This window comes from Massilia sp. CT11-108 (assembly GCF_047302915.1).
GTDB lineage: Bacteria > Pseudomonadota > Gammaproteobacteria > Burkholderiales > Burkholderiaceae_D > Telluria > Telluria orientalis.
The window spans coordinates 1-938 of the sequence record NZ_JBKYMO010001015.1 but is presented as its reverse complement, the minus strand read 5'-3'; the positions used below and the strand labels follow the sequence as shown (position 1 = coordinate 938).

1 protein-coding gene and 1 pseudogene are annotated in these 938 nt (G+C 70.0%); both read left to right on the top strand.

All coding sequences use genetic code 11. The annotated features are described in order from the left end of the window. Positions 1-300, top strand: a pseudogene (locus ACEN88_RS32810) (hypothetical protein); the annotation flags it as partial. A gap of 15 nt (positions 301-315) precedes the next feature. Further along, a partial coding sequence (locus ACEN88_RS32805; protein ID WP_413346457.1) for a GDSL-type esterase/lipase family protein occupies positions 316-938 on the top strand: 623 nt, incomplete at its 3' end.

Here is a 938-nt window from a genome sequence, read left to right as displayed (position 1 = left end):
ACCTTGCGCCTCGTGGCCGTGCCGGTCCATCCGCTGACCGGCGACGGCGGCCTGCGCGTGGCCTACCGCCTGGACGACGGCCCGGTCCAGGTGGCCGATTACGCCACGATCGGCCGCAGCGACGAATGGAAGCGCAACGTGCTGTCGAATACGGCGCTGCGCGCACTCGCCGTGCCGCGGCTGAAACCAGGCCGGCACACGGTGCGGGTCTATGCGCTGGATCCCGGCGTGGTGCTGGACCGGATCGACGTCGTGCTGGACGGCGCGCCCGAGTTCTACGGAACCCCGCCGGACCAATGATAACGAAGGAGCGACATGCGCACATCAATTGCAATCGGACTGGCGCTGGGCCTGTCCGTCCTCGGGAGCGGCGCCCATGCCGTGGAGGCCAAACCGGTACGCTTCATCCTCGTCGGCGATTCGACGATGGCGAAGACGAGCGGCTACGGCAATGCGTTCTGCGAGCGGGTAGCCGTCGCCGACACCTGCCTCAACCTGGCGCGCGCGGGACGCAGTTCCGCCAGCTTCCGCAGGGAAGGGCGCTGGGACGAAGTCGAGGGACTGCTGCGCGGGAGCGCCGCCTACCGCGCGACCTATGTGCTGATCCAGTTCGGCCACAACGACCAACCGGGCAAACCGGGACACAGCACGGACCTGGCGACCGAATTCCCGGCCAACATCGCGCGCTATGCCCGCGAGGCCAGGGCGCTGGGCGCGGTACCGGTGCTGGTCACGCCGCTGACGCGCCGCACGTTCGTCGGCGGCCAGCTCGACAACAACCTGCGCCCATGGGCGGACGCGGTGCTGAAGGTGGCGCGGCAGGAACACGTGTCGGTGCTGGACTTGAACGCGGATAGCCACGCGGCGGTCCAGGCCATGGGCCAGGACGAGGCGGATACGCTGGCCGTGGCGCCCCGGCCGGCGGGTTGGGGCGCCAC